The organism is Variovorax sp. OV329 (assembly GCF_900114785.1).
In the GTDB taxonomy this organism is placed as follows: domain Bacteria; phylum Pseudomonadota; class Gammaproteobacteria; order Burkholderiales; family Burkholderiaceae_C; genus Variovorax.
In genome coordinates, this window is record NZ_FOUG01000003.1 from 128,336 (window position 1) to 150,873 (window position 22,538).

The 22,538-nt window shown below is 69.0% G+C and carries 16 protein-coding genes; 8 read left to right on the plus strand and 8 right to left on the minus strand.

Annotated features, from left to right (window positions below):
• Positions 1-61: 61 nt before the first annotated feature.
• Positions 62-1,099, plus strand: a complete 1,038-nt coding sequence (yjfF, locus tag BM345_RS05745; protein WP_093376495.1) for a galactofuranose ABC transporter, permease protein YjfF — start codon at positions 62-64, stop codon at positions 1,097-1,099.
• A gap of 46 nt (positions 1,100-1,145) precedes the next feature.
• On the opposite strand, the gene BM345_RS05750 is transcribed toward yjfF, so the two are convergent.
• From BM345_RS05750 to cphA (BM345_RS05760), 3 genes are all read right to left on the minus strand, one after another.
• A complete protein-coding gene (locus tag BM345_RS05750; protein WP_093376497.1) occupies positions 1,146-1,547 on the minus strand; it encodes a hypothetical protein in 402 nt (133 codons plus the stop codon).
• A gap of 152 nt (positions 1,548-1,699) precedes the next feature.
• Complete coding sequence (gene cphA, locus BM345_RS05755) at positions 1,700-4,267, minus strand: cyanophycin synthetase (RefSeq protein ID WP_093376500.1); 2,568 nt, start codon at positions 4,265-4,267, stop codon at positions 1,700-1,702.
• Between the two features lie 58 nt (positions 4,268-4,325).
• Positions 4,326-6,587 (minus strand): cyanophycin synthetase, encoded by a 2,262-nt coding sequence (cphA, locus tag BM345_RS05760; protein WP_093376504.1) that lies wholly within the window; start codon positions 6,585-6,587, stop codon positions 4,326-4,328.
• Between the two features lie 146 nt (positions 6,588-6,733).
• Here cphA (BM345_RS05760) and BM345_RS05765 point away from each other — a divergent pair, with 146 nt between their 5' ends.
• Genes BM345_RS05765 through queC form a run of 3 tightly spaced genes read left to right on the plus strand, consistent with a single transcriptional unit; the run spans position 6,734 to position 10,181 of the window.
• Entirely contained in the window at positions 6,734-8,992 is a 2,259-nt protein-coding gene (locus BM345_RS05765) for a cyanophycin metabolism-associated ABC transporter (RefSeq protein WP_093376505.1), read from the plus strand.
• Positions 8,992-9,468, plus strand: a complete 477-nt coding sequence (locus BM345_RS05770; RefSeq protein ID WP_093376508.1) for a cyanophycin metabolism-associated DUF1854 family protein — start codon at positions 8,992-8,994, stop codon at positions 9,466-9,468. Before BM345_RS05765 ends, BM345_RS05770 begins: the two co-directional genes overlap by 1 nt.
• A 5-nt stretch (positions 9,469-9,473) precedes the next feature.
• Complete coding sequence (gene queC / locus BM345_RS05775) at positions 9,474-10,181, plus strand: 7-cyano-7-deazaguanine synthase QueC (RefSeq protein WP_093376510.1); 708 nt, start codon at positions 9,474-9,476, stop codon at positions 10,179-10,181.
• Between the two features lie 6 nt (positions 10,182-10,187).
• Here the strand turns inward: queC and BM345_RS05780 are convergent, their stop codons facing one another.
• The 3 genes from BM345_RS05780 to gspF all read right to left on the minus strand — a co-directional run bounded on the left by BM345_RS05780 (position 10,188) and on the right by gspF (position 14,224).
• Positions 10,188-11,975, minus strand: coding sequence for an ABC transporter ATP-binding protein/permease (locus tag BM345_RS05780; protein WP_093376513.1), 1,788 nt, complete (start codon positions 11,973-11,975; stop codon positions 10,188-10,190).
• A 113-nt stretch (positions 11,976-12,088) separates the two neighbouring features.
• Positions 12,089-12,988 (minus strand): 5'-nucleotidase, encoded by a 900-nt coding sequence (locus BM345_RS05785; protein ID WP_093376514.1) that lies wholly within the window; start codon positions 12,986-12,988, stop codon positions 12,089-12,091.
• A 15-nt stretch (positions 12,989-13,003) separates the two neighbouring features.
• Positions 13,004-14,224 carry a type II secretion system inner membrane protein GspF gene (gspF, locus tag BM345_RS05790; RefSeq protein ID WP_093376517.1) on the minus strand — a complete coding sequence of 407 codons (1,221 nt, stop codon included), beginning with the start codon at positions 14,222-14,224 and terminating at the stop codon, positions 13,004-13,006.
• A gap of 92 nt (positions 14,225-14,316) precedes the next feature.
• On the opposite strand from gspF, the gene BM345_RS05795 reads away from it, so the two are divergent.
• Positions 14,317-15,219: an SDR family oxidoreductase gene (locus tag BM345_RS05795; RefSeq protein ID WP_093376520.1), complete on the plus strand. Its 903-nt coding sequence runs from the start codon at positions 14,317-14,319 to the stop codon at positions 15,217-15,219.
• Between the two features lie 440 nt (positions 15,220-15,659).
• Entirely contained in the window at positions 15,660-17,747 is a 2,088-nt protein-coding gene (locus tag BM345_RS05800) for a beta strand repeat-containing protein (RefSeq protein ID WP_093376522.1), read from the plus strand.
• Between the two features lie 102 nt (positions 17,748-17,849).
• On the opposite strand, the gene BM345_RS05805 is transcribed toward BM345_RS05800, so the two are convergent.
• Entirely contained in the window at positions 17,850-18,140 is a 291-nt protein-coding gene (locus BM345_RS05805) for a hypothetical protein (RefSeq protein ID WP_139237470.1), read from the minus strand.
• On the opposite strand from BM345_RS05805, the gene BM345_RS30490 reads away from it, so the two are divergent.
• Together BM345_RS30490 and BM345_RS05810 are read left to right on the plus strand one after the other, a co-directional pair.
• Entirely contained in the window at positions 18,082-18,453 is a 372-nt protein-coding gene (locus BM345_RS30490; protein ID WP_254789633.1) for a hypothetical protein, read from the plus strand. The two genes, BM345_RS05805 and BM345_RS30490, sit on opposite strands and share 59 nt — an antisense overlap.
• A 5-nt stretch (positions 18,454-18,458) precedes the next feature.
• Complete coding sequence (locus BM345_RS05810) at positions 18,459-21,062, plus strand: YadA family autotransporter adhesin (RefSeq protein WP_254789634.1); 2,604 nt, start codon at positions 18,459-18,461, stop codon at positions 21,060-21,062.
• 83 nt (positions 21,063-21,145) lie between these two features.
• Here the strand turns inward: BM345_RS05810 and BM345_RS05815 are convergent, their stop codons facing one another.
• Positions 21,146-22,537 (minus strand): GspE/PulE family protein, encoded by a 1,392-nt coding sequence (locus BM345_RS05815; protein ID WP_093376533.1) that lies wholly within the window; start codon positions 22,535-22,537, stop codon positions 21,146-21,148.
• Position 22,538: the final 1 nt, after the last annotated feature.

The following is a 22,538-nucleotide window of genomic DNA, read 5'->3' on the forward strand; positions in this document are numbered from 1 at the left end:
TCGCCGCGCTGGGCCGCCCCGAGCACGCTCGCACCGCAGTGCGAAGCACGAAGGTATTCCGATGAGCGCGGTTGCACCAGTGAAGGCGCCGGCCGTGGCGCCAGGCGCAGAAGGTTCGTCGCATGCCGGGCCGCCGCTGCGCCTGCGCGGGCGCATGCTGCCGCTGGCGGTGACGGTCTCCCTCTTCGTGCTGATGGCCACCGTGGGCTCGATCGCCTATCCGGGCTTCTTCTCGCTGCAGGTCTTCCTCAACCTGCTGATCGACAACGCCTTCCTGTGCGTGGTCGCGGTGGGCATGACCTTCGTCATCCTCTCGGGCGGCATCGACCTCTCGGTGGGCGCGGTGATCGCGTTCACCACCATGGTGTCGGCTTCGCTGGTCGAGAAGCACGGCTGGAGTCCCTTCCAGGTGATTCCGCTGGTGCTGGCCATCGGCACGCTGTTCGGCGCCTTCATGGGCTTTCTCATCGAGCGCTTCCGGCTGCAGCCCTTCATCGTGACGCTGGCGGGCATGTTCCTGGCGCGCGGTCTCTGTTGTGTGATCAGCATCGATTCGATCAGCATCACCAACGACGTCTACTCCGAGCTGTCCCAGCTGCGGCTGCCGGTGTGGGGCGATGCGTCCATCTCGCTCAGCGCCCTGATCGCGCTGATCGTCGTGGCGCTGGGCGTGTTCGTGGCGCACTGGACGCCCTTCGGCCGCGCGGTGTATGCCGTGGGCGGCAACGAGCAGTCGGCGCTGCTGATGGGGCTGCCGGTGCGCGGCACCATCATCGGCGTGTACACGCTCTCGGGCTTCTGCTCGGCGCTGGGCGGCGTGCTTTTCACCTTCTACATGCTCTCGGGCTACGGACTGCATGCCCTGGGGCTGGAACTGGATGCCATCGCCGCCGTGGTCATCGGCGGCACATTGCTCACCGGTGGCGTGGGCTACATCGTCGGCACGCTCTTCGGCGTGATGATGCTGGGCATCATCCAGACGCTGATCTCCTTCGACGGCACGCTCAGTTCCTGGTGGACGCGCATCGTGGTGGGCGCCTTGCTCTTCGTGTTCTGCCTGATGCAGCGCCTGCTGGGTGCGCGGGCCCAGAGGCACTAGGACAAAGGGGCGCCGCGGCGCCCCTTCTCTCTCTCATCGACCGCGATCAGTAGGTGCTGGTGGGCGCGGCCGGCACGGTGGTCACGGTCTCGCGGATCGCACCGCCACCCAGCACGCTGCCGTCGATGGTGGTGGCACCGGTGCCCAGCACACGCTGTTCGCAAGCCTGGCGGTCCTGGGCCGGCTGTGCATTGCAACGCGCCAGCGCGTTTTGGCGATAGGTCTCGGGCGAGGCGGAACTCAAGGTGCCCTGGCGCGAGGCCTGGGCGGCAGCGCCGGCTTCGCGCACGCAGGCGGCGGTGTCCTGGTTGATGTGGCCGCACATCGCGCGTTCGGTCTGATACGTGCTGCTTGTGCCGCTGGAGCCGGCGGCCCATGCAGCGGGCAGGGCGATCAGGCTGCCGGCGGCCAGCACGGCGGCGGCACAGGTTTGGCGAAAGGCATTCATGGCTTCACTCCTTGTGGAACGTGGCAATCCGCATTGCTGCGAATCGCATTCACGATTCCCGAAGTTTGGCCGGTTGATGCCTGGCGCCCTGTGAGACACCGGAAGCGGATCTTTGTCGGCCAGGCCGCAACGATCCCTGTGGGACGTGTCCGTCAGGCCTCGGCGATGCGCTTCTTCAGGTGCGCCAGTGCCTCTTCCACCTGGTCCACCAAAATCAGGGAGAGGTCGCCCGGCTCCAGGCGCGCCAGCGCCTTGTCGATGGCGATGAATTCGCCCCGGATCTCGTCCACGAAGCTGGTGCGGGTGGCGCCCTGCAGGCCCTGGCGCAGCAGGCCCATGACCTCGCCGTCGGCGCGCCCGCGCTGGGCCGCGTCCTGGTAGAGGATGACGTCGTCGAAGGCCCGGCCGAGGATCGCGGTCTGGTCGCGGATGTCCTCGTCGCGCCGGTCGCCGGCGCCGCTGATGACCACCGAGCGGCGCTTGGCCGGCATGGTGTCCACGGCGGCCACCAGGGCGCGCATGGCGTCGGTGTTGTGGCCGTAGTCGGCGATCACGGTGGCGCCGCGGTAGTCCATGACGTTGAAGCGGCCCGGCACCCCGGCCGAGTCGCTCAGGAAGCTGGCCAGGCCGCTGCGGATGGTGTCCCAGTCCAGGCCTACGGCCCAGGCCGCGGCCACCGCCGCCATCACGTTGTCAACCTGGAAGCCGATGGTGCCGTTGCGGGTGATCGGCACGCCCAGCAGCGGCACGCGCTCGCGCCACGAGCCTTCGGATGCCACCACCGCGTCCTGGTCGACGAACACGGTGCGCTTGCCTTGCGCGCGATGCGTGGCCATCACCGGATGGGTGCGGTCGGCCGCGAAGAAGATGACGCTGCCGGGGCAGCCGGCGGCCATCGCCGCCACGTTGGGGTCGGCCGCATTCAGCACGCCGTAGCCGTCGTGCGCCACGTTGCGCACGATCACGCGCTTGAGCACCGCCAGCTCTTCCACCGAGGTGATGTAGTTCAGGCCCAGGTGGTCGCCGCTGCCCAGGTTGGTGACCACCGCCACCTGGCAGCGGTCGAAGCCCAGGCCCTCGCGCAGGATGCCGCCGCGCGCCACCTCGAACACCGCCGCATCCACGTCGGGATGCATCAGCACGTTGCGGGCGCTCTTGGGGCCGCTGCAGTCGCCGCTGTCGGTCTGCCGGCCATCGACGTACACGCCGTCGGTGTTGGTCATGCCGGTGCGCAGGCCGCTGGAGGCCAGCAGGTGGTTGATCAGGCGCGCGGTGGTGGTCTTGCCGTTGGTGCCGGTGACGGCGACCACGGGGATGCGGCCGTCGTCGCCGGGCGCGAACATCGTGTCCATCACCGCCTCGCCCACCGGCCGGCCGCGGCCGAAGGAGGGCGAGATGTGCATGCGCAGCCCCGGGGCAGCGTTGACTTCGACCACGCCGCCGCTCTGCTCTTCCAGCGGCACCAGCATGTTCTCGCACACCATGTCCACGCCGCAGATGTGCAGGCCCACCATCTGTGCGGCATCGACAGCGCGCGCGGCGATCTCGGGGTGCACCGTGTCGGTCACGTCGGTGGCGGTGCCGCCGGTGGACAGGTTGGCGTTGTTGCGCAGCACCACGCGCTGGCCGAGGCCGGGCACGCTGTCGGGCTTGAGGCCCTGCGACTCCAGGCGGCCGATGGCGATGTCGTCCAGGCGGATCTTGGTGAGCGAGGTGGAGTGGCCCTCGCCGCGGCGCGGGTCGAGGTTGACGGTGTCCACCAGCTGGCGGACGGTGGACATGCCATCGCCGATGACCTGCGGCGGATCGCGTCGTGCGGCAGCCACCAGCCGGTCGCCCACCACCAGCAGGCGGAAGTCGAAGCCGGGCAGGAATTTCTCGACCATCACCTCGCCGTATTCGGCAGCGGCGACGTAAGCCGCCGCGAGCTGCTCGCGGCCGACGATGTTGACCGTCACGCCTTTGCCCTGGTTGCCGTCCTGCGGCTTGACCACCACGGGCAGGCCGATCTCCAGCGCGGCGACCCAGGCGTCGTCCACGTCGGTGACGGGGCGGCCCAGCGGCACCGGCACGCCGGCGGCGTTGAGCAGCTGCTTGGTGAGTTCCTTGTCCTGCGCGATCGACTCGGCCACGCCGGAGGTGGCGTCCACCTCTGCGGCCTGGATGCGGCGTTGCTTGGAGCCCCAGCCGAACTGCACCAGGCTGCCGCGCGTGAGGCGGCGGTAGGGAATGTTGCGGGCGACCGCCGCATCGACGATGGAGCCGGTGCTCGGGCCCAGGCGCTCGTCCTCGTCCAGCTCGTGCAGTTGCGCGATGGCGGCATGGGCGTCGAAGGCGGTGTCGTTCAGCGCAGCCTCGATCACCTGCTGCGCGAGCTTCACGGCCAGGCGGCCCACCGCTTCCTCGCAGTACTGCACCACCACCTGGTAGATGCCTTCATCGGTGGTGGCCGTGGTGTGGCCGAAGTTGACCGAGGAGCCGGCCTGCGTCTGCAGCGCCAGCGCGGCGTTCTCCAGCACGTGGGCCAGGGCCAGCGGCTGGCCCAGCACGATGGGGTGCAGCTCGCCGATGTTGGGGAAGAGGGCGCGCAGGCGCTGCTCGAAGCCGGGAAGGTCGCTGATGGCGTTCTCGGCGCCATCGCACTTCACGACGGCTTCGATGGAGGTGTGGCGGCTCCAGAGGTTGGGCCCGCGCAGGGCTCGGATGCGGATGACTTCCATGGCGATCGGTCTTGTCGTTGTCTTGTCCGGGGCGTCTGGCTCGGATGCGGGGTATGGATCAGGCGAGTTGCTGTTGCTGCGAATCGACGAAGGGCACGCTCTGCGACAGCTGCAGCGAGGCGAGCGCGGCCTGCAGGTCGGCCTCGAAGGCCTCCACGCCGGCGCCAATGAGGTTCAGCGGAATGCCCATGGCCCAGGCGCCGGCCACGGCGGCCAGCAGGCTCTCCAGGCTCACGCCGGCATGCGTGGCGCGCCAGGCCGTGAGGCGGCCCAGGCCGGGCAGGAAGGATTCGCTGCTGCCGTTGGCCAGCACGATGCGGTCCTGGCGCACCAGCACGGCCTTGCCGCCCTTGGCCTGGTGCTCGGCGAGCGGCGCGGCCTGCGGGTTGGCGGCATACAGGATGACGTCGCCGTCGCACAGGGGCGCGAGGCCGGCCACGCGCTCGTCGGCGGCGTTGAGCACGGCGGTGCCTTCGGGCAGCACCACGTCGACCTGGGTGCGCAGCACCTTGACCATCTGGTCGCTTTCGCCGATGTCGAATTCCTTCAACTCCTCGAAGCCGTCGAGGTCGGTGACGATGCCCACCTGGCAGCGGTCGTAGGGCAGGCCGTCGGCCAGGATGGTGCGGGCGCCGTTCTCGATGACGACGGCCTGCACCGAGCGGTTGACCAGCAGCCGGTGGCCCGCGGCCCAGTTGGCGCTGTCTCGCGCGTCGACGCGGCGGCGCTCCAGGAACAGGCCGTCGCGGCAGGCCAGGCCGGTGTGCTGGCCGCTCAGGCCGACCAGCCAGGCCACCAGGCGGGCCAGCACGGCGGTGTCTCGCGAGCCGGCTACGCCCACCACGGGGATGCGGCCGGGCAGGTTGTCGTCGCCGTCCATGGGGAAGAGGTGGTCGCAGATCGCGCGGCCCACCGGGCGCGGCGAGCCCACGGCGGGCTTGAGGTGCATCAGCAGGCCGGGGCCGGCATTGACCTCGACGATGGCACCGCCCTGGGCCTGCAGCGGCCTGGAGACGTCCTGCACCACCATGTCGATGCCCGCGATGTCCAGGCCCACCACGCGGGCGGCCAGCACGGCGGCATGCGCCACTTCGGGATGGACCTGGTCGGTGCAGTCCACGCCCAGGTTGCCGTTGCGCTGGATCACGACCACGCGGCCGGCGGCCGGCACCGAGCCGCCGTCCAGCTTCTGGCGCTTGAGCTCCAGTTGCAGCTTGGCGTCGGTCTCCAGCACGATCACGTCCAGCGGGTATTCCTCTTCCACGCCGCGGCGCGGGTCGCTGTTGAGCTGGCTGTCGATGAGCTGGGCCACGGTCTGGCGGCCGTCGCCGGTGACGGTGATGACCTCGCCGCGCGCGGCCGCCACCACCTGGCCGCCCACAACCAGCAGGCGGTGCTCGAAGCCGCGCACGAAGCGCTCGACCATCACGTCGCTGCCCTCGGGCTCGGCCACGGCGAAGGCGGCCATGACCTCCTCGCGGGTCGTCAGCTCCAGCGAGACGCCGCGGCCGTGGTTGGCGTCGGAGGGCTTCACGGCCACCGGCAGGCCGATGTCTTGCGCGGCTTCCCAGGCCTCTTCGGCGCTGCCGACCACCTGGCCTTCGGGCACGGGCACGCCACAGCTTTGCAGCAGCGACTTGGTCAGTTCCTTGTCGCTGGCGATGGACTCGGCAATGGCGCTGGTGTAGTCGGTCTCGGCGGTCCAGATGCGCTGCTGCGTGGCGCCGTAGCCCAGCTGGACCAGGTTGCCGGAATTGAGGCGAAGGTGCGGGATGTTGCGGTCGGTGGCGGCGCCCACGATGCTGGCGGTGCTGGGGCCCAGGTAGCAGTCGTCCAGCTTGGCCTTGACGGCGGTCACGGCGGCCTGCACCTCGGCCGCGCCGAAGGGCGCGTCGTTGATGGCGGCCATCAGCAGGCGATGGCCCTGGCCGAGGGCTTCGCGGGCCACCTGCTCGTCGCGGGCGCGGAACACCATGCGGTAGACCCCGTGCCTGGAGGTGCTGCGCGTCTGGCCGAAGCCGGTGGGCATGCCCGCCAGGTTGAGCAGCTCGATGACCACATGCTCCAGCACGTGGCCGGCCCAGGTGCCTTCCTGCAGCCGCTGGATGAAGCCGCCGCGCTCGCCCACGCCGCAGTGGTGCTCGATCAGCGCCGGCAGCAGGGTCGTCAGGCGGTCGGTGAAGCCGTCGATCTTGTTGGAGGGAAAGTCCTCCAGCGCGCCGAGATCGAGCCAGACCTCGAGGACCGGACGGTAGGTCCAGATGTTGGGACCGCGCAAATAGTTGACGCGAAGCAGTTGGATGTCGTCGAAACGGGTCATGGAAACGTTCGTATGGCGTTCTGGGCCGCTTTTCATGGACGGCGGCGAGGAGAAGAACGCCCTTGGGTATCGGTCAAAATCGGCGCCCTCGGGCCACCTGAGAAAGGGCCCCGAGCCATCGCTCGCGCCCTGCCAACCAAAATTACATGCAACATCTTGATTCACAGGCCGCCCGTGAGGGCGAGGCCGGCAAGGCCACGGAAGCGCTGAAAAACCAGCTCGTTGCTGGGGAAAACGTTCTGGCCACGCTGGTGGTTGACCTCGACGCCGACCTGCGTTTCGGCGCCGGCCTGCTCGCCCTGACCGACCGGCGCGTGCTGGCCCTGGACGCGGGCGGGGGGGAGTGGCGTGAGTGGTCGCTCGCTACGCCGCAAATGGCCGTACAACTGAGCGATCACGGTGGGGTAGGCACGCTGGACCTGGTTGGCGACCAGCATCTTCTGGGCCGCTGGTACTACACGCTGGCCGGCCAGGCCGCCGCCCTGCGCCTGCTCAAGCTGTTCGAACAACGAGGCAGCCGCCCGACAAGCGTCCCGGAAGACGAAACGGCCGGCGCCGAGCCCGAGGCGGACACCGAACTCCAGACCCCGCCGTCCACCTGGGTGCTGCTGCGCCTGGGCCGCTTCGCCAGGCCCTACCGCAAGCAGCTGCTCACCGGCTTCGTCCTGACCCTGATCTCCACCGCAGCCACGCTGGTGCCGCCCTACCTGACCATCCCGCTGATGGACGACATCCTGATCCCTTTCCAGAACGGCAAGGCGATCGACCCCTGGCTGGTCGTGATGTACCTGGGTGGCCTCCTGGCCGCCGCGCTCGTGGGCTGGGGGCTGGGCTGGGCGCGCACCTACCTGCTGGCGCTGGTGTCCGAGCGCATGGGCGCCGACCTGCGCACCGCCACCTACGAGCACCTGCTGACCCTGCCGCTGGACTACTTCGGCGGCAAGCGAACCGGCGACCTGATGGCGCGCATCGGCTCGGAGACCGACCGCATCAACGTCTTCCTGTCGCTGCACGCGCTGGATTTCGCCAACGACGTGCTGATGATCGTGATGACGGCGGTCATCCTCTTTTCCATCAACCCGCTGCTGGCGGTGGTCACGCTGGTCCCCTTGCCCTTCATCGCCTGGATGATCCACGTGGTGCGCGACCGGCTTCGCACCGGCTTCGAGAAGATCGACCGGGTCTGGGGCGAGGTCACCAACGTGCTGGCCGACACCATTCCCGGCATCCGCGTGGTGAAGGCCTTCGCCCAGGAAAAGCGCGAGGCCGAGCGCTTCCGAGCCGCCAACGCCCACAACCTCAAGGTGAACGACCGGCTCAACAAGACCTGGTCGCTGTTCACGCCCAGCGTGTCGCTGCTCACCGAGATCGGCCTGCTGGTGGTGTGGGGCTTTGGCATCTGGCAGGTGGCGCGCGGCAGCATCACCGTGGGCGTGCTGACTGCCTTCATCGCCTACATCGGGCGCTTCTATACCCGGCTCGATTCCATGAGCCGCATCGTGTCGGTGACGCAGAAGGCCGCCGCCGGCGCCAAGCGCATCTTCGACATCCTGGACCACGTGAGCAACGTGCCCGAGCCGGCCAACCCGGTGAAGCTGCCTTCTGTGCAGGGGCGCATCGAGCTGAAGGACCTGGGCTTCCGCTACGGCAGCCGTGCCGTCATCCGCGACCTGGACCTGGTCATCGAGCCGGGCGAGATGATCGGCCTGGTGGGCCACAGCGGATCGGGCAAGAGCACCCTGGTCAACCTGATCTGCCGCTTCTACGACGTGACCGACGGCGCCATCAAGGTGGACGGCACCGACATCCGCCGCTTCGCCGTGGCCGACTACCGGCGCCACGTGGGGCTGGTGCTGCAGGAGCCCTTCCTCTTCTTCGGCACCATTGCGCAGAACATCGCCTACGGCAAGCCCGACGCCACCCGCGAGGAGATCGTTGCCGCAGCGCGCGCCGCGCACGCGCACGACTTCATCCTGCGCCTGCCGCAGGGCTACGACTCGCTCGTGGGCGAGCGCGGCCAGGGCCTGTCGGGCGGGGAGCGCCAGCGCATCTCGATCGCCCGCGCGCTGCTGATCGACCCGCGCATCCTGATCCTGGACGAGGCCACCTCGGCGGTGGACACCGAGACCGAGAAGGAAATCCAGAAGGCGCTGGACAACCTGGTGCAGGGCCGCACCACCATCGCCATCGCGCACCGCCTGTCGACGCTGCGCAAGGCCGACCGCCTGGTGGTCATGGACCGCGGCGAGATCGTCGAGGTGGGGCCGCACGACGAACTCATGGAGCGCCAGGGTGCGTACTGGCGCCTCTACCAGGCGCAGGCGCGCCAGGTCGACGACGACGGCGAGACGCCGGCCAGCGCGCCCGCGCCGACCCATGCCGCACACCCTGCGGGAGACGCCTGATGAGCACGGCGATGCAAAGCCTGAAACTGGAACGCGACCCGCTGGGTCGCCTGGTATTGGTCGGCGAGGCCGGCGCCGCGCCCGAGCCGTTGGTGCCGGTGCGCGCCTTCCCGCTGACCGACCCGGACCACGGCATCTCGCTGGTGGGCAGCGACGGGCGCGAGCGCGTGTGGATCCACGACCTGGGCGTGCTGCCCGAGGCATCGCGGCGCGCCCTGCATGAGGTGCTGGCCGTGCGCGACTTCGCGCCCACGCTGCTGGTGCTGCACAAGGTGTCCAGCTTCGGCGTGCCCAGCATCTGGAGCGTGAGCACCGACCGCGGGGAGACCAGCTTCGTGCTCAAGGCCGAGGAAGACATCCGCCGGCTGGAAGACGGCGCGCTGCTGATCGCGAGCGCGGCCGGGGTGCAGTTCCGCGTGCCCAAGCCCTCGGCGCTGGACCGGCAGTCGCGCAAGCTCCTGGAACGCTTTCTCTAAAAGCCATGCACAACTCGGCCCTCGTTCTCTTCTCCGGCGGGCAGGATTCCACCACCTGCCTGGCCGATGCCCTGACGCGCTTCGAGCGTGTCGAGACGCTGGGCTTCGACTATGGCCAGCGCCATCGCATCGAGCTCGACGTGCGACTGCAGGTGCTGGACCGATTGCGCGCGGAGTTCCCGCAGTGGGCCGGCAGGCTGGGCGAAGACCACCTGCTCGAGCTCGACGTGCTGGCGCGGGTGAGCGAGTCGTCCCTCACGCAGGACATCGCCTTCGCGATGCAGGCCGATGGCCTGCCCAATACCTTCGTGCCGGGGCGCAACCTGCTGTTTCTCACGCTGGCCGGCGCGCTGGCCTACCGGCGCGGGCTGCAGGTGATCGTCACCGGCGTGTGCGAGACCGACTACTCCGGCTACCCCGACTGCCGCGACGACACCATGAAGGCGATGCAGCTGGCGCTGTCCCTGGGCATGGACCGGCGCCTGGTGATCGACACGCCGCTCATGTGGCTGGACAAGGCCCAGACCTGGGCCATGGCCGAGCGCCTGGGCGGCGCGGCGCTGGTGCAGCTGATCGTGGAGGCTACCCACACCTGCTACGAGGGCGAGCGCGGGCAGCTGCATGCCTGGGGCTACGGCTGCGGGCGCTGCCCGGCCTGCGAGCTGCGTGCGCGCGGCTGGGAGCGCTATGCGGCAGGCCGGCCGCCAGCCTGAAAAAGCTCAGCGCTCCGAGACCGCCAGGCGGAATCGCGCAGAACCGTCGGGAACCTGCGGATCGAGGGTCCAGCGCTTGGTGTGGTGCTCGGCCACCGAGGCGCGGTGCGCGATCGACACCATCGCCCCACCGGCCGCCTGCACTTGCGCCACCAGTCGCTGGTAGAGCGTGCGTTCCGATTCGGCATCCAGCGCGCTGGTGGCCTCGTCGGCGAACAGCCAGGCCGGCTTCTTAAGCAGCACCCGCGCGATCGCCAGGCGCTGCTGTTCGCCGCCGGACAGCTTCTGGCTCCAGGCGTCGCTGTCGTCCAGGCGGTCGACGAGATCGGGCAGCAGCGCATCGCGCAGCGCCTGCCGCAGCGCCTCGTCGCTGTAGTCGCCCGCGGGTTGCGGGTAGGCCAGCGCATCGCGCAGCTTGCCGTCGGGCACATAGGGCCGCTGCGGGATGAACATGACGTTCTGCGGCACCTGCGCGCGTCCGCGCGCGAAGGGCCAGATGCCCGCCAGCGTGCGGAACAGCGTCGACTTGCCGCTGCCCGATGGGCCCTGCAGCAGCACGGTGTCGCCTGGATTGACCGCCAGCGAGGTGTTGGCCAAAAGGGGCGTGCCATCGGGCAGCGCCACCGACAGCGCCTCGGCCGTCAGCGCGGGCAGCGCACCGGCAGCGGGCGCGCTGCGCGCCACTTCGCCCGCATCGTTGGCATGGGCCTGCATGGCGGCTTCGAAGCTGGTCAGGCGGTCTGCGGTCGCACGCCAGACGGCGACGCGGTCGTAGTTGTCGACGAACCAGCTCAGCGAATCCTGCACCTTGCCGAAGGCCGAGGAGATCTGCATCAGCGCGCCCAGCTGGATGGCGCCCGAGAAGAAGCGCGGCGCCGACACCAGGAAGGGGAAGATCACCGCCGCCTGGCCGAAGAAGGAAGTGAAGCCCACCAGGTTCTTCTGCTGCTTGATCAGGTTCAGGTAGTTCTTCAAGACGCTGCCGAAGCGCGTGTCGAGCTGGGTGCGCTCGACCGTTTCGCCGTTGTCCAGGGCGATGGCCTCGCTGTACTCGCGCACGCGCACCAGGTGGTGGCGGAAGTCGGCCTCGAAGCGCTGCTGGCGGAAGTTCAGCCCGATCAGCGGCCGCCCGATGAAGTGCGTGATGACCGTGCCGACCACGCAGTAGACGAGCGCCAGCCAGACCATCGAGCCGGCGATCTGGTAGGTGCTGCCGCCGACGCTGAAGTCGACCGTGCCGGACAGCCCCCACAGGATGCCCACGAAGCTCACCAGCGTCACGACCGCGTTCAGCAGGCCCATCGACAGCGTCATGGAGTAGTCGGTGAACATCTGCATGTCTTCCTGCAGGCGCTGGTCGGGGTTGTCGGGCGACTGGCCATCCTGCGCCTGGTAGCGCGCGAGCTCGAGGCGGTAGAAGGTCTTGTTCGCCATCCAGCGGCCGAGGTAGCTGCGCGTCATCCAGGCGCGCCAGCGCAGTTGCAGCAGCTGCGTCACGTAGAACTTGACGATCTGCACGGCGATGTTGGCGAAGGCGATCCAGCCGAACACGCCGATCTCGCGCCAGAACACGACGGAGTCCTTGTTCTGCAGGGCGTCATAGAAGCGGCCGTACCACTGGTTGCCCAGCACCGCGACGTAGACGTAGCCGAGATTGAGGGCAACGATGGCCAGGAGCATCGCTCGGGCGATCCAGCGCTCCTCGCTGCGGCCGAAGTACGGAGCGGCCAGCGCGCCGATGCGGCGCAAGGCGGTCCACAGGGAAGTGCGTGACGGGGGTGGGGAGGTGGCCATGGCTTTCTCGTGGGAAATGCGGAGCAATGCGCGGCGCGGGCGCGAGGCTGCATCCTAGCGTTCACCGCGCCAGATCCCTTAAGCCGCACTGAAAAGACGGCAGCGCGCCCGCTTCAGTCCGGGTTGCTGATGCCGCTGGCCACGTGGCCCGCAGGCACGTGCCGGGCGGCCGAGTCCACGTGCCCCGTCTGGTCGTCGAAGAAGAAGTCGGGCTCGAACTCGCGCAGGAACTCCCCCTTGTTCAAGCCGCCCAGGAACATGGCCTCGTCCACGCGGATGTTCCAGTTCATCAGCGTCTGGATGGCGCGGCGGTGCGCGGGCGCGCCGCGCGCCGTGACAAGCGCGGTGCGCACGCGCATGCCGGTGGAAGACGCCTGCTGCAGCCGGTGCAGCGCCACCAGGAAAGGCTTGAAGGGCCCGGCGCCCAGCGGGATGGCGGCCTTGCTGCTCTCATGCGCCTGGAATGCGTCCAGGCCCTGGCTCTGGTAGATGCGCTCGGCCTCGTCGGAGAAGATCACCGCATCCCCGTCGAAGGCGATGCGCACCTCGTCGGGATGCAGTGCGCTCGCCTGCGCGCCATCCACCCGCACGTGCGCCGCCGGAAAGCCCGCGGCCAGTGCCTCGCGCACGTCGGCCGCGTTGGCCGAGAGGAAGATGTCGGCGTTGAGCGGCCGCAGGTAGCGGAAGGGCGGGCGCCCTTGAGTGAACACGCCGCGCTGCACGCGCAGCTCGGCCGTGGCGCCGGAATTGAAGATGCGCATGCCCGACACCGGGTCGTTGCGCGAGAGGATCACCACCTCCACCCGCTGCACGCCGTCGTCGTTGAAGCGCAGCAGCTTGCGGATCATCGAGTAGGCAATGCCGGGCGCGGCCGGCACGTCCATACGCTCCAGCTGCAGCCGCATGTAGGCGTCGGGGTCGCCGGCGTCGAAGAGGCGGTTCTCCTCTTCCAGATTGAACAGGGCCCGCGACGAGATCGCGACCACCAGCTTGTCGTCCAGGGTGACCGGCACGCCTTGCTCCTTGCCTTACTTGACGAACTGGTTGAGCTGGATGATGGGCAGCAGCACCGCCAGCACGATCATCATCACCACGCCGCCCATGGCCACGATCAGCAGCGGCTCCAGGATGGTGGCCAGCTGCATGGCGCGGCGCTGCACCTCGGCACCGAGCTGGTTGGCCGCGCGCTGCAGCATGGTGGGCAGCTGGCCGGTCTGTTCGCCCAGGCGCGCGAACATCGACACCAGCGGTGGGAAGCGCTTCTTCTGCGCCAGGGCCGAGGCCAGGGGCGCGCCTTCGCGCACCAGCACCAGGGCGTCGAGCGCGTCGGTGCGCATGGCGCGGTTGCTCAGCGTCTCGGAGGCGGCCTGCAGCGCGCGCAGGATCGGCACGCCCGCGGTCGCCAGCATGGCCAGCGTGCTGGCGAAGCGTGCCGCGTTGTAGCCGCGCGCCAGGCGCCCGACCATGGGCAGGCGCAGCCAGAAGGCATCGAAGCGCTCGGCCAGCGCGGGCTGCGCCAGCGCGACGCGCGCCGCGACGACCGCGGCCACGACCCCGCCCAGCATCAGCCAGCCGTAGTTGCGCACCATGTCGCTCAGCGCCAGCATGGCCACCGTGAGGAAGGGCAGGGCCCGCTTGGTGCCGGCGAACACGTTGGCCACCTGCGGCACCACGTAGCTCACCAGGAAGATCACGATGGCGATGGCCACCAGCGTGACGATGGCGGGGTACAGCGCCGCGCCCACCAGCTTCTGCGTCAGCGCCTGGCTCTGCTCCAGGTCGTCGGCCAGGCGCTCGAGCACCAGCGCCAGGTTGCCGCTCTGCTCGCCGGCGCCGATCACCGCCACGTAGATGGGCGAGAAGTCGCGCGGATGACTGGACAGTGCCCGCGCGAAGGGCGAGCCCGCATTGACCTCGGCGCGCAGCGAGGCCACCAGGTTGCGCTGCTTCTCGGTCTCGGACTCCTCCATCAGCGCCGTGAGCGCGCGTTCGATCGGCAGGCCCGCGGTCATCAGGCCGGCCAGCTGGCGCGTCCACACCGCCAGGCTGGTGGTGCTGAACACCCGGCCGCCCAGCAGGCGCCGCAGTCCGCCGCCTGCCTTCTGGTCGCCGGCCACCGGCGTGATCTCCAGCGGGATGAGCGACTGCGCCCGCAGCAGGCCCCGCGCCGCGCGGGCGGTGTCGGCCTCCAGCACGCCCTTGCGGGGCTGGCCCTGCGGGTCTATGGCTTCAAAGGAGTAGGCGGGCATCGGTTATGGAGTCAGAATGATTCTTGCCAATTGTCAACGCAGCAGATGTCGAGCTGCGTCACGCTTTCCATAACTGTATTGGAGGCAAGCCCATGTTCCAGAACGACCTGCTCAAGGGACAACGCTACCTGGTGACCGGCGGCGGCACCGGCCTCGGCAAGGCGATGGCTGAGGGCTTCATGGCCCTGGGTGCCGACGTCGCCATCTGCGGCCGGCGCCAGGCAGTGCTGGAAGAGACCGCGGCGCAGTGGCGAACGCAGTTTCCGCAGCGCCGCATAGACACCTACGGCCTGGACATCCGCGACGCCCAGGGCGTGGAGGACATGGTCGAGCAGCTGTGGGCCAGCGGCGGCCTGACCGGGTTGGTGAACAACGCGGCCGGCAACTTCGTCTCGCCCACCGAGGCGCTGTCTCCACGCGGCTTCGACGCGGTGGCCAACATCGTCTTCCACGGCACCTTCTACGTGACGCAGGCGGTGGGCAAGCGCTGGATCGCCGAGACGCGCGCCGGGAAGTGGAAGCAGGGCGACCCCTACCGCAGCGTGATGAGCATCATCGTCACCTGGGTCGACAACGGCGGGCCCTTCGTCGTGCCCTCGGCCATGAGCAAGGCGGGCATCGAGGTGATGACCAAGTCGCTCGCGGTGGAATGGGCCCGCTGGGGCATCCGCCTCAACGCCGTGGGCCCCGGCGAGATTCCCACCGAAGGCATGAGCAAGCGCCTGAACCCGGGCGAGGAACCCGGCGACCGCAGCCGCCAACTCAACCCCATGGCCCGGCCCGGCCAGATGAGCGAGCTGCAGAAGCTCGCCACCTTCCTGATGTCGCCCGGGCAGTGCGACTGGCTCACGGGACAGTCCATCTTCATGGACGGCGGCAATGCGCTGGCCACCGGCGGCACTTTCTATGCACTGCGTGAATGGGGTGATGCAGATTGGCATAGGGCGCGGGAGCAGATCGAGGCGCAGAACGCCAAGGACCGGTCGCAGCGCTGACGCAGTCGCCAAAAAGTACTCATTTCACGCCGCAACGGGAGGTCTGAACAGATTTCCTGCGGAGAGAGGAGGCGGACAATTTTGCTCAGGGCGTTTCGTTGAGCAATCGAGGCGCCTGGAAATTGGCAGGCGCCTCGATCACGGTCATCACAAGAAGCGAGCAGGGAGAGGCTCGACGAACCGAGAAGAGGCGGTGGGCAGGCAGATCGGGTTGGCCACAAGCAGGACAACAACTCGCTGACTTGATCTGGCCATTTGCTGATGGAGCGGTTGCGGCGTCAGGGTCGCCGCGACCGCTCCACATTGCCCGGCACCGCGCGGATGGTGCCGTACGCCTTCCCGAAGGCGGATCGATCCGCACATTTTCTTCCTGCCGCGTTGGCCTTGGCCCATGCGTCAGCCGCTGCATGGGTTGTCGTTTATCTTGCTAGGAGAGGTTCATGGAGTTCAAGAGTCACAAGATTCGTTCGTGGAGCGCGCAAGCGCAGGCAGAGTCATCGGCCTTCAAGGTTCCGCACCGGCGCACCAGGCTGGCCATGGGCATTCAGGCGTCGATCATGGCGCTCGGAATCGTCGCCATGGCCGACGATGCGCTGGCAGGTCCGGCAGGCGGCTACAGCGTGGGTGCGTTCGACTCAGGCGTGAATGGCGCCAACACCGATACGGGTTCATGCCTGTATTCGGGCAGCCCCGGTATTGTCTCCACGGTGACGTCTTCCACTGGCCCATGCACTTCCGGTGGAGGAGGACGCCAGGCGGGGCTCGTGGCTTGGACGCCGACAGGCGGCTTTGGCGCCTACATGCTTGTCCGAAGCACCGATCAGATCGCGTTCGGAGCAGGCGGTGTGGAGAAGTTCAGGATCATGAACACCGGCCTGGTCGCCCTCGATGCAATGAACATGAGTTCGAACAAGATCACCAGCCTGGCGGCCGGCACGGTGTCCAGCAGCAGCACAGATGCCATCAACGGGAGCCAGCTTCATGGCGTGGCTAGCAACACGGCAGCAGCTTTGGGCGGCGGTGCGAGTGTCGATCCCACCACCGGAGCGTGGACGGCGCCCAGCTATCCGGTGGGTGGCACTTCGGTGAACAACGTCGGCGCGGCGCTCACCAATCTCGACGGCCGCGTTGCGGGCAACACCGCAGGCGTCGCGTCGAACAGCACCGCCATCAGCAACCTGGTCAATGGGAGTTCCGGGCTCGTGCAGCAGAACGCAGCGACCCGCAACATCACGGTGGGCGCGGCTACCGATGGGACGCAGGTGAGCATCGCCGGCACCGGTGGCAACCGCGTGCTGACGGGCGTGGCCGCGGGCGCCGTGTCGGCGACCAGCGTCGACGCCATCAACGGCAGCCAACTCCAGGGCAGCGCGGCTTCGGTGGCCAGCGCCTTGGGCGGCGGCTCGGCGATCCAGCCCAACGGCACTGTAAGCGCACCCACCTACACGGTGGGCGGCAGCACGGTGAACAGCGTGGGCGCCGCCATCAGCAATGTTGATGGCCGCGTCACGCAGAACACGAGCAACATCGCGGGCAACACGAGCGCGATCAACAACCTCGCGAACGGCACCACGGGCCTGGTGCAGCAGAACGCCACGACCCGCAACATCACCGTGGGCGCGGCCACCGACGGCACGCAGGTCAGCCTCGCTGGCACTGCCGGCAACCGCGTGCTCACGGGCGTTGCCGCCGGCGCGGTCTCCGCGACCAGCGTCGACGCCATCAACGGCAGCCAGCTCCAAGGCACCGCCGCTTCGGTCGCCAACGCCCTGGGCGGCGGATCGGCGGTCCAGCCCAACGGCACGGTCAGCGCCCCCAGTTACTCGGTGGGCGGCAGCACGGTCAACAACGTGGGCGCCGCGGTCAGCAACCTGGATGGTCGCACCAGCACCAACAGCAGCAACATCGCGCAGAACACCAGTGACATCGCCGGCAACACCAGTGCCATCAGCAACCTGACCAATGGCACGACCGGCCTGGTGCAGCAGAACGCCACGACCCGCAACATCACCGTGGGCGCCGCCACCGATGGCACGCAGGTCAGCCTCGCCGGCACGGCCGGGAACCGCGTGCTCACGGGCGTGGCGGCGGGCGCCGTTTCCACGACCAGCGTCGACGCCATCAACGGCAGCCAGCTTCAAGGCAGCGCCGCTTCGGTCGCCAGCGCGCTCGGTGGCGGATCGGCGGTACAGCCCAACGGTACCGTGAGCCCACCCAGCTATTCGGTCGGCGGCAGCACGGTCACCAATGTGGGTGCTGCGGTCACCAACCTGGATGGCCGCACCACCACCAACAGCAGCAATATTCGCGCAGAACACCAGCGACATCGCCGGCAACACCAGTGCGATCAGCAATCTGAGCACGGCCATCGGCAACGGCACGACCGGCCTGGTGCAGCAGGACGCAACGACCCGCAACATCGCCGTGGGCGCGGCCACCGATGGCACGCAGGTCAGCCTCGCCGGCACCGCCGGCAACCGCGTGCTCACTGGCGTGGCGGCAGGCGCGGTCTCCGCGACCAGCGTTGACGCCATCAATGGCAGCCAGCTCCAAGGCAGCGCGGCGTCAGTCGCCAACGCCCTGGGTGGCGGATCGGCGGTCCAACCGAATGGCACCGTCAGCGCACCCAGCTACACAGTGGGCGGCAGCACGGTCAACAACGTGGGCGCGGCCGTCAGCAACATCGATGGCCGTACGACCCAGAACAGCACCGACATCAGCGACCTCGGCACGGCCATCGGCAGCGGCACCACCGGCCTGGTTCGCCAGGACGCGACGAGCCGCAACATCACTGTCGGCGCTGCAACGGACGGCTCGCTCGTCAGCATCGCCGGCACGGCCGGCAACCGCGTGCTGACAGGCGTGGCCGCGGGCGCGGTCTCCGCTACCAGCGTCGACGCCATCAACGGCAGCCAGTTCAAGGCAGCGCGGCTTCGGTCGCCAACGCCCTGGGTGGCGGGTCGGCAGTCCAGCCGAATGGCACCGTCAGCGCACCCAGCTACGCGGTGGGTGGCACGACGGTCAACAACGTCGGTGCAGCCATCAGCAACGTGGATGGACGGACCACGCAGAACACGAATGACATCGCCGGCAACACGAGTGCGATCAACAACCTCGCCAATGGCAGCACGGGCCTGGTGCAGCAGGACGCTACGACCCGCAACATCACAGTGGGCGCGGCCACTGATGGAACGCAGCTCAGCATCGCCGGCAACGCCGGCAACCGCGTGTTGACGGGCGTGGCGGCGGGCGCGGTCTCGGCGACCAGCGTCGATGCGATCAACGGCAGCCAGCTTCAAGGCAGCGCGGCTTCCGTCGCCAGCGCCCTGGGTGGCGGATCGGCGGTGCAGCCCGACGGCACCGTCAGCGCCCCCAGCTACAGCGTGGGCGGAAGCACGGTGAACAGCATTGGGGCTGCCGTCAGCAACATCGACGGCCGCACCACCACCAATTCCACGAACATCGCCCAGAACACCAGCGACATCGCGGGCAACACCAGCGCCATCAGCAACCTGGCGAACGGCACGGCCGGCCTGGTGCAGCAGGACGCCACGACGCGCAACATCACGGTGGGCTCGGCGACCGACGGCACGCTGGTGAACATCGCCGGCACGGCGGGCAACCGCGTGCTGACGGGTGTGGCCGCCGGTGTGGTCTCCGCCACCAGCGTCGACGCGATCAACGGAAGCCAGCTCCAGGGCACAGCCGCTTCCGTGGCCTCGGCCCTGGGTGGCGGCGCCGCCGTCCAGCCCAACGGCACGCTGAGCGCGCCCAGCTACGCGGTGGGTGGCACGACGGTCAACAACGTGGGGGCGGCGGTGTCCAACGTGGACGGACGCACGACGCAGAACAGCAGCGACATCGCGCAGAACACGTCGAGCATCAACAGCCTGAGCACCGCCATCGGCAACGGCACGACCGGGCTGGTGCAGCAGGACCCGGCGAGCCGCAACATCACCGTGGGTGCCGCCACCGACGGCACGCAGGTGAGCCTTGCCGGTACCGCCGGCAACCGCGTGCTGACCGGCGTGGCAGCCGGCGCCGTGTCCGCCACCAGCGTGGACGCGGTCAACGGCAGCCAGCTGTTCGGCACGGCCAGCTCGACGGCTTCGGCCCTGGGCGCCGGCTCGACGGTGGTGAACGGTGCCGTCACCGCACCCAGCTACGCCGTGGGCGGCACCACGGTCAACAACGTGGGCGCAGCCGTGACCAACCTGGACGGACGCACCACTGCCAACACGGGCAACATCGTCCAGAACACCAGCGATATCGCCGGCAACACCACGGCCATCGGCAACCTGAGCACCGCCATCAGCAACGGCACGACCGGCCTGGTGCAGCAGAGCGGCCCCGCTGTCGACGTCACCGTGGCGGCGGCCACCGGCGGCTCGCGGGTCGACTTCACGGGCACGGCAGGCAGCCGCGTGCTGACCGGCGTGGCCGCCGGCACGGTGTCGGCGACCAGTGCCGACGCCGTCAACGGCAGCCAGCTCCACGGCACGGCCAGCTCGGTGGCCTCGGCCCTGGGCGGCGGCGCCGGGGTGAACCCGGACGGCAGCGTCAGCGCGCCCAGCTACTCGGTGGGCGGTACCACGGTCAACTCGGTGGCCGGCGCGGTGAGCAACCTCGACGGTCGCGTGACGCAGAACACCAGCGGCATCGCGGCCAACACGACGGCGATCAACAACCTAACCAACGGCACGGCGGGCCTGGTCCAGCAGGATGCGGCCTCGCGCAACATCACCGTGGGCCAGAGCACGGATGGTTCGGTCGTGAACTTCGCCGGCACGGCCGGCAACCGCGTGCTGACCGGCGTGGCCGCAGGCAGCATCAGCGCCACCAGCGTGGATGCCATCAACGGCAGCCAGCTCTTCGCCACGGCCAACTCGATGGCCATGGCCCTCGGCGGTGGCGCCGGCGTGGGGCCGAATGGCGCTCTGATTCCGCCCAGCTACTCGGTGGGCGGCACGACGGTCAACAACGTGGGCGCTGCGGTGAGCAACCTGGACGGACGAGTGAGCAACATCACCAACTCCGTCACCAACATCAGCAACCAGATCAACAACGCCGGCCTTGGCATGGTGCAGCAGGCACCGGGCTCCAACACCATCAGCGTAGGCGCCAACACGGGCGGCACCACGGTCAACGTGAGCGGCACCGACGGCAGCCGCGTGGTCACCGGCGTGGCCAACGGCAGCATCGGCCAGGGCAGCACCGACGCGGTCAACGGCGGCCAGATCTACGCCATGCAGCAGCAGCTGGGACAGGTGAACGCCGCCACCACGGCGCTGGCCACGGACACCGCCGCCACCAGCGGTGGCAGCAGCCCGGGCCCGGCCACCGTCAAGCCCGCCACCAACGGCGTGGCCGTCGGCAACGGCGCCACCGTGCAGGCCAGCAACAGCGCGGCCGTCGGTGCCAACTCCGTGGCTGACCGTCCCAACACGGTGTCGGTGGGCTCGGCCGGCAACGAACGCGTGATCGCCAACGTGGCCGACCCGGTGATCGACACCGATGCGGTCAACCAGCGCACCTTGAACAGCGGGCTGCAGTCGGCCAACAACTACACCGACCAGCGCGTGAACCAGCTGCAGAACGCGATGGGCGACACCAACCGCAAGGCCTACTCCGGCGTGGCCGCGGCCACGGCGCTGACCATGATTCCGGACGTGGACATGGGCAAGACCATCGCGATCGGCATCGGCGCGAGCTCCTACCAGGGCTATGGCGCCACGGCGATCGGGGTGAGCGTGCGCGTCAACGAGCGCGTGAAGGTCAAGGCCGGCGCCGGCCTGTCATCCGCCGGCACGACTGCGGGCGTGGGTGCGGCCTTCCAGTGGTGATCGACTGAAATCAACTTGCTGTCACACAAGTGCAAAGGAGGCCCTCGGGCCTCCTTTTTTTCGACTGTCGGGCCTCTGCCCGCTCAGTCGCGCGTGACGCGAAGCAGTTCGGCGCGCGAGGTGATGCCTTCCTGCACCAGCCGCTCCCCGTCCTCCCGCATCGAGCGCAGGCCGGCCTTTTCTGCCGCCACGAAGAGCTGGCTTTCCGGCGCCCGCGAGTGGATGAGCGCCTGCACCGCGTCGTCGCACACCAGCAGCTCGAAGATGCCGGTGCGGCCCTGGTAGCCGGTGGTGCCGCAGTGGTCGCAGCCGCTGCCGTGGCACACCGGGCACAGCTTGCGCACCAGTCGCTGGGCCAGCACGCCCAGCAGCGAGGAGCTGAGCAGGAAGGGCTCCACGCCCATGTCGGTCAGGCGGGTGACCGCGCTGACGGAATCGTTGGTGTGCAGCGTGGCCAGCACCAGGTGGCCGGTGAGCGAGGCCTGGATGGCGATCTGCGCGGTCTCGAAGTCGCGGATCTCGCCGATCATGATCACGTCCGGGTCCTGGCGCAGGATGGCGCGCAGGGCCTTGGCGAAGGTGAGGTCGATCTTGGCGTTGACCTGCGTCTGGCCGACGCCGGCGAGCTCGTACTCGACCGGGTCTTCCACCGTCATGATGTTGTTGCGCGCGGCGTCCATGCGCTGCAGCGCTGCATAGAGAGTCGTGCTCTTGCCCGAGCCGGTGGGGCCGGTCACCAGGATGATGCCGTGCGGCTGGCCGATGAGCTGCTCGAAGCGCGCCAGCGTGTCGCCCTGCATGCCCACGGCTTCCAGCGTGAGCCGGCTCTCGTTCTTATCCAAGAGGCGCAGCACCGCGCGCTCGCCGTGCGCGCTGGGCAGGGTGGAGACGCGCACGTCCACCGCGCGCGTGCCGATGCGCAGCGAGATGCGGCCGTCCTGCGGCAGGCGCTTTTCGGCGATGTCCAGGTCGGCCATGATCTTCAGGCGCGAGATCAGGGCCGCATGCAGTGCGCGGTTGGGCTGCACCACCTCGCGCAGTGTGCCGTCGATGCGAAAGCGCACCGACGACGTGCGCTCGTAGGGCTCGATGTGGATGTCGGAGGCGCCGTCGCGCGCGGCCTGCGTCAGCAGCGCATTGAGCATGCGGATGATGGGCGCGTCGCCGGCCGATTCCAGCAGGTCTTCCACCGCGGGCAGCTCCTGCATCATGCGCGAGAGGTCGGCGTCGCTCTGCACCTCGCTCACCACGGCGGCCGCATTCGACTCGCCCTGGGCGTAGGCAGCGCTGATGCGCTGTGCCAGCTCGGGCCCGGGCAGCGGCTCGAAGGCGCTGACCTTGTACTTGCGCATCACCTCGCCGAGCGCGCCCTTGGCCGGCGAGGGCGGCATCCACAGGGTCAGCGTGTCGTCGTCGGCCTGCTCCAGCAGCAGCTGCTGGCTGCGGGCAAAGGCGTAGGGCAGGGGATAGCGCATG

Excerpts from the sequence above, each read along its gene's own strand:
- yjfF (WP_093376495.1), top strand. The coding sequence starts at position 62 with ATGAGCGCGGTTGCACCAGTGAAGGCGCCGGCCGTGGCGCCAGGCGCA.
- BM345_RS05750 (WP_093376497.1), bottom strand. The coding sequence starts at position 1,547 with ATGAATGCCTTTCGCCAAACCTGTGCCGCCGCCGTGCTGGCCGCCGGC.
- cphA (WP_093376500.1), bottom strand. The coding sequence starts at position 4,267 with ATGGAAGTCATCCGCATCCGAGCCCTGCGCGGGCCCAACCTCTGGAGC.
- cphA (WP_093376504.1), bottom strand. The coding sequence starts at position 6,587 with ATGACCCGTTTCGACGACATCCAACTGCTTCGCGTCAACTATTTGCGC.
- BM345_RS05765 (WP_093376505.1), top strand. The coding sequence starts at position 6,734 with ATGCAACATCTTGATTCACAGGCCGCCCGTGAGGGCGAGGCCGGCAAG.
- BM345_RS05770 (WP_093376508.1), top strand. The coding sequence starts at position 8,992 with ATGAGCACGGCGATGCAAAGCCTGAAACTGGAACGCGACCCGCTGGGT.
- queC (WP_093376510.1), top strand. The coding sequence starts at position 9,474 with ATGCACAACTCGGCCCTCGTTCTCTTCTCCGGCGGGCAGGATTCCACC.
- BM345_RS05780 (WP_093376513.1), bottom strand. The coding sequence starts at position 11,975 with ATGGCCACCTCCCCACCCCCGTCACGCACTTCCCTGTGGACCGCCTTG.
- gspF (WP_093376517.1), bottom strand. The coding sequence starts at position 14,224 with ATGCCCGCCTACTCCTTTGAAGCCATAGACCCGCAGGGCCAGCCCCGC.
- BM345_RS05795 (WP_093376520.1), top strand. The coding sequence starts at position 14,317 with ATGTTCCAGAACGACCTGCTCAAGGGACAACGCTACCTGGTGACCGGC.
- BM345_RS05800 (WP_093376522.1), top strand. The coding sequence starts at position 15,660 with ATGGAGTTCAAGAGTCACAAGATTCGTTCGTGGAGCGCGCAAGCGCAG.
- BM345_RS05815 (WP_093376533.1), bottom strand. The coding sequence starts at position 22,537 with ATGCGCTATCCCCTGCCCTACGCCTTTGCCCGCAGCCAGCAGCTGCTG.